Origin of the sequence: Persicitalea sp. (assembly GCF_041751555.1) — a bacterium.
Lineage (GTDB): Bacteria > Bacteroidota > Bacteroidia > Cytophagales > Spirosomataceae > Persicitalea.
In genome coordinates, this window is record NZ_JBGSXF010000404.1 from 1 (window position 1) to 4,777 (window position 4,777).

At 49.7% G+C, this 4,777-nt stretch carries 5 protein-coding genes; 4 read left to right on the forward strand and 1 reads right to left on the reverse strand.

The genetic code is table 11. The features are described 5' to 3' along the window. From ACEW8P_RS14190 to ACEW8P_RS14205, 4 genes are all read left to right on the forward strand, one after another. Window positions 1–1,878, forward strand: a 1,878-nt coding sequence (locus tag ACEW8P_RS14190; protein WP_373513735.1) for a TonB-dependent receptor, incomplete at its 5' end; no start/stop codon positions are given. Between the two features lie 460 nt (window positions 1,879–2,338). Further along, window positions 2,339–2,539 (forward strand): hypothetical protein, encoded by a 201-nt coding sequence (locus ACEW8P_RS14195; RefSeq protein WP_373513736.1) that lies wholly within the window; start codon window positions 2,339–2,341, stop codon window positions 2,537–2,539. A 102-nt stretch (window positions 2,540–2,641) separates the two neighbouring features. Beyond that, the gene (locus ACEW8P_RS14200) at window positions 2,642–3,331 is read left to right on the forward strand and encodes a HupE/UreJ family protein (protein ID WP_373513737.1); all 690 of its coding nucleotides are present in this window, start codon (window positions 2,642–2,644) and stop codon (window positions 3,329–3,331) included. 12 nt (window positions 3,332–3,343) lie between these two features. Continuing rightward, window positions 3,344–3,967 carry a hypothetical protein gene (locus tag ACEW8P_RS14205; protein WP_373513738.1) on the forward strand — a complete coding sequence of 208 codons (624 nt, stop codon included), beginning with the start codon at window positions 3,344–3,346 and terminating at the stop codon, window positions 3,965–3,967. Between the two features lie 555 nt (window positions 3,968–4,522). Here ACEW8P_RS14205 and ACEW8P_RS14210 read toward each other — a convergent pair. Further along, window positions 4,523–4,777: hypothetical protein (locus ACEW8P_RS14210; protein ID WP_373513739.1), on the reverse strand; the 255-nt coding region annotated here is incomplete at its 5' end.

The window sequence follows — 4,777 nt, forward strand, 5'->3', positions numbered from 1 at the left end:
GCCAATTATTTTCTGTATATGGAAGACGGTGTGCCCGTTCGGCCAATGGGTTTATTCAACCACAATGGTTTGATCGAAACCAATCTAATGATGATTAACAGCATTGAAGTGGTGAAAGGTCCGGTGTCGTCGATCTATGGACCGGAGGCCGTTGGTGGAGCCATTAACCTGATTACCAACCGCCCCACCGCCGTGCCAACGCTGAAAGTTGGGCTACAGGGCGATAACTATAATTTCCGTCGGCTTCAGTTTGGCGGGGGCGGCACGGTTGGTAAACTTGGAGTCTATGTCGGCGGGTATCTTTCAGATCAGAAAAACAGCTGGCGCGAACGCTCCGACTACGTCAAGAACGCGGTGAATATCAAGGCCGAATACCAACTTTCGGAGCGCACCCGGCTCACGGGCGCGTATGCTTATAATGACTACAAGGGGCAGGAGGGACTGAGTTTCGATAGCACGGCGTTTTACAGTCGATCGTATGAAACGAGCCAGGATTTTATGTACCGCAACGTGAAAGCCATCCGGTCGCGGCTCACACTCGACCATCAGTGGAATGATAAGGCCGAAACATTCGTTACGGCGTTTCACCGCTTCAACGATTACCGATTTGCGCCTAACCACACTGTGCGATGGACGACTGGCTCAAAAACAGCCACCAGTGAGAAACAACGGAGCATTTTTGACAGCTATGGGCTGATTGCCCAACACACGCAACGCTTCAATTTCCTGAATGCCAAACTGCTCGTTGGCGGTACTTACGACGATACTCCAGTCGAGTACAATGCCTTCAGTATCGACTTGGCCGCCGAGACGCGGCCCGATGGCCGGTCGGTCAAAAAATACACCTTCCTCAAAGACCGCCCCGATGTGCTACTTGGGGATTATGAAGCTACTATTCACAATACGGGCCTGTATTCCCAACTGGAGTTTAGTCCATTAAAAGCATTGCGCGTCACGGCGGGTTTGCGTTACGACCGGATGTCGTTCGACTATGATAATTTTTTGGACGATAAATCGGGTACGAAAACGTACCAACAATTTAGCCCGAAAGTGGGTATGGTGTATGATTTGGGGAATGGGCGAGGTCTGTATGCCAACTATGGGCGGGGTTTTGCCCCTCCGGGCCTGACGGCGATTTTCCGGCTTCGACCAAGTGTGCAGCAAGTGGCGGGTCAAGACCCGTTTTATTACAACCTCGAACCGGCCCGTTTCGAGAATATGGAAGTGGGTGGCTGGTTTTCGGTCATGCAAGACAAAATCTACGCCGACATCTCAATCTATCGGCTAAACGGTCGTAACGAATTGCTGTCCATTCGACAGGTTGATAATTCTACTGATTATCAGAGTGTTGGTCAAACACTTCACCAGGGTATTGAGTTCGGACTGACCTACAAACCGAGTTCGGAATGGCTCATTCGGGTGGGAGGTGCCAACGCACTGCACCGTTTTGAGGACTTTCAACTGTCGGTGCGGCAGTCCGATGCGGTAAAAGACCTGAACGGTAAAGAAATGCCGTCGGCCCCTCGCTGGATTGTCAATACGGAGGTATTTTACAAACCAGGCTGGCTGAAAGGGTTGCGCGTATCGGCGGAATGGCAACGGTTGACCCCCTTTTACCTGAATCAAATCAATACCCTGAAATACGACGACCGGGGGGCGTTTGGAGTGCGGGGCATCAGCGTCGTGAATACGAGGATAGGTTACGAGCGGAAGGGCATCGAGGTTTTCGTGAACATCTTGAACCTGACCAACGAACTGTACATTGCAAGTGCCAGCCGCGGCAATAATGCCACCGACCGCACTAACTTCTCACCCTCAGCCCCGCGAACGATTGGGTTCGGTGTTCAGTATAGCTTTACAGGGAAGGCCCCTAAGTGAGGTAGACGTTCGAAGCCCTAGGCGGGATTACAATGCCCTTGCAATCCCGCCTATCTTCTAAGTCAAGTCTGTTTGGTTTGCCTAATGTGCTGAATTTACTCGTGCTTGGCGTACGCTGCGACTTGTTCGTTTTTCTGGGAATGAGTCGGGCTAAGCGTATCAGTCTGGCTTTGGCTTTAAAAATAGTCCGCTTATCAATTGAATAGGTCCGCCATGTGCTGGCCCAGGCCCCCGGCATAGAGGTACTTTCCCTGGGGCCGGCCATCGCCAACCCCGGTTTGCTAGCGGTCAAATTGTTGGCCTGGGCTGAACATCTTACATCGCTAAGTGATGCCATACCCATTTGCCTCGCCTCGATCAATGCCCGGTAAATAAACCTTATAAATTAATTTATCAACCAATTTCAACTAACGATTTCATGAAAAAAATGCTCATTATTTCCGCTCTATCACTTGGTGTATTGACAGCATGTTCAAGTGAATCAGAGAAAGGCACCCACCAACACGAGGACGGCACAGTCCACGCCGACCACCCGGATTCAACCAAAGCGATGGTTGCGCCCTCCGACACGACCGCTCATGGACACAGCCATGACAGAGCGGGAGGACACGGCGATGAGGCCGATGCAGCGGCCCATGGACACAGCCACGACCGGCCCTAGTTAAACAGATGAATTGTTCCTGATCAATGGGGGCGTTTTTTTAGTCAATCGGCTCTATGCATCGGTTGATCCAGCGCTCCATTGCTGCCAACCCAACTCAATATGAACTGTAAAAACCTGTTTCGTTTCGCTTTGGCGCTGCTGCTGATTGTCACAGGCAGTGCCGTTTTCGCCCATGGTGTGGATGAGCAAACCAAAGCTTTTCTGGTGGGTAACGAAGGTGCCGCATTCATTCCCTTCCTGTACATCGGGGCCAAACATATGATTACCGGCTACGATCATATTCTGTTTCTGGCGGGCGTAATCTTCTTCCTCTACCGTCCCAAAGATATTCTGATCTATGTAAGTTTCTTCACCATCGGCCACAGCCTGACCCTGCTGCTGGGTGTGCTGGGCAATATTTCAATAAACGCTTATTTGATCGACGCCATCATCGCCTTTTCAATTGTGTACAAGGGCTTTGATAATTTGGGCGGGTTTAGGAAAATATTTGGCTTCCAGCCCAATACGAAGGCGGCCGTATTAATTTTCGGGCTATTTCACGGTTTCGGGCTAGCCAGCAAGCTGCAGGAATTTGAGATGGCGCAAGGCGGGCTACTTGCCAATCTGATTGGATTCAACATTGGAGTCGAGATAGGCCAGTTTATTGCCCTGTCTTTCGTCCTTTTACTGATTAGCGCATGGAGGCAATTTGCAAGCTTTGAACGATTTTCCACGCTAACCAATACCCTTTTGATGACCGCCGGTTTCGTATTAATCGGCTACCAGCTAACCGGCTATTTCACCCAGTAAAAACCACATAGAATGAAAGATACGAATCCGACTCTCTTAGAGTCACCCCAGATTTTAAAAGCTACGCTTGTCGCCCTTATTTTAGGTGCTTTACTGTTTGTGGCGGCCGTCCTGCCCGCTGAATACGGATCCGACCCGTTTGGCACGGGGAAACTGCTGGGATTCAGCCGACTTTATCAGCCTGATGACTCTGTTCCGGTGACTGAAAGTCGTCTGATCCAAGCTTATCCGCCCTTAAAACTGGAAGAACTTGGTTCGGATCCGGGTGTCCCCATGCCCGAAGAAGCCCAAAACCCGGCTCCGGCCCGGCAATTCGAACAGCGGCAGGACAGTGTGTCGATATTGATTCCCGCGGGAAAGGGGCTTGAATACAAAATTAATGTTCTCAAATACGGAACGGTAAAATACGAGTGGGTCACCGATCAGGGCGTGCTGTATTTTGATTTTCACGGGGAGGTGAAGGAGGCGAATCCCGGCAAAGACGTCTTCTTTGAAAGCTACACGGCCGCATACTCTAACAACATGATCGGTACCTTTCTGGCCCCGTTTGAAGGCAGACACGGTTGGTATTTCAAAAACAAAGGCGAAAAGGATATTGTCGTAAGCCTGCGCTTGAACGGTCAGTATACTTTATGAGGTAATGGTAAAGACAGAGGACAGCATATGGATTGTTAGGACGAATCTGGTATTCGATGTAAAATACCAGCTCTTCCGGCTAGCCGATTTTCGACTTGTCTGCATCAGATATCGTAGTTTCTTAACGTTTTAAACTGCCTTGAAAGTTACCCAGAAATGAAGCTTAGGTCTTATTGTAGCGCTTTTTTGCTCAATTTTTTAATTTAACCCAACATGAAGCCACGCCAACTTTTCTCGACTAGTACCTTTTCATATTTATAGGGTGATATCGGTAGACCGATCGCTTTGAGTCGATCCGCTGGAAGAGTGAAGATTAAACGGTGGTGCAGTATAGCACACATTACACGCCATTTACCCATCACTAAGGCTTTTCATAAAACGATCAGTAGTTGGCAATCGCCCCGCCTTCTCTTAGTGGTGATAACGCATCGATATCGCATTTTTACAAGCCATTGACGACCTTAGTAGGTTTGTAATACTTAGATTTCAATTCTTAAACGGCGTATGACTCCGCTTTGCCGTTTCAGGATATGCGGTACATTTTGCTCCGCTCGATCACGGTTCTAGTGGAACCTCGGTCATGATCTCCTCCATTCTCAGGTCGACGTCGGCCACAGTATTGTAGCGCTCGTCCTGCTGCTCCAAACAATCACGTATCTGCACGGCAAGAGCGGTCGGGATGGTGAATGTGCGCATGGATGCAATGATATTGGTGCGGGCTTCCAGCAAGAAGAAGACAATCGTGTTACCTTTTCCATTCAACCACGCTTCGGCAAACTCGGCGGTGGCGGTGTGGATGTTAAGCACCAC

Bases quoted from the DNA above. Each gene is read 5' to 3' on its own strand.
- ACEW8P_RS14200 (WP_373513737.1), top strand. From the start codon at position 2,642: ATGAACTGTAAAAACCTGTTTCGTTTCGCTTTGGCGCTGCTGCTGATT.
- ACEW8P_RS14205 (WP_373513738.1), top strand. From the start codon at position 3,344: ATGAAAGATACGAATCCGACTCTCTTAGAGTCACCCCAGATTTTAAAA.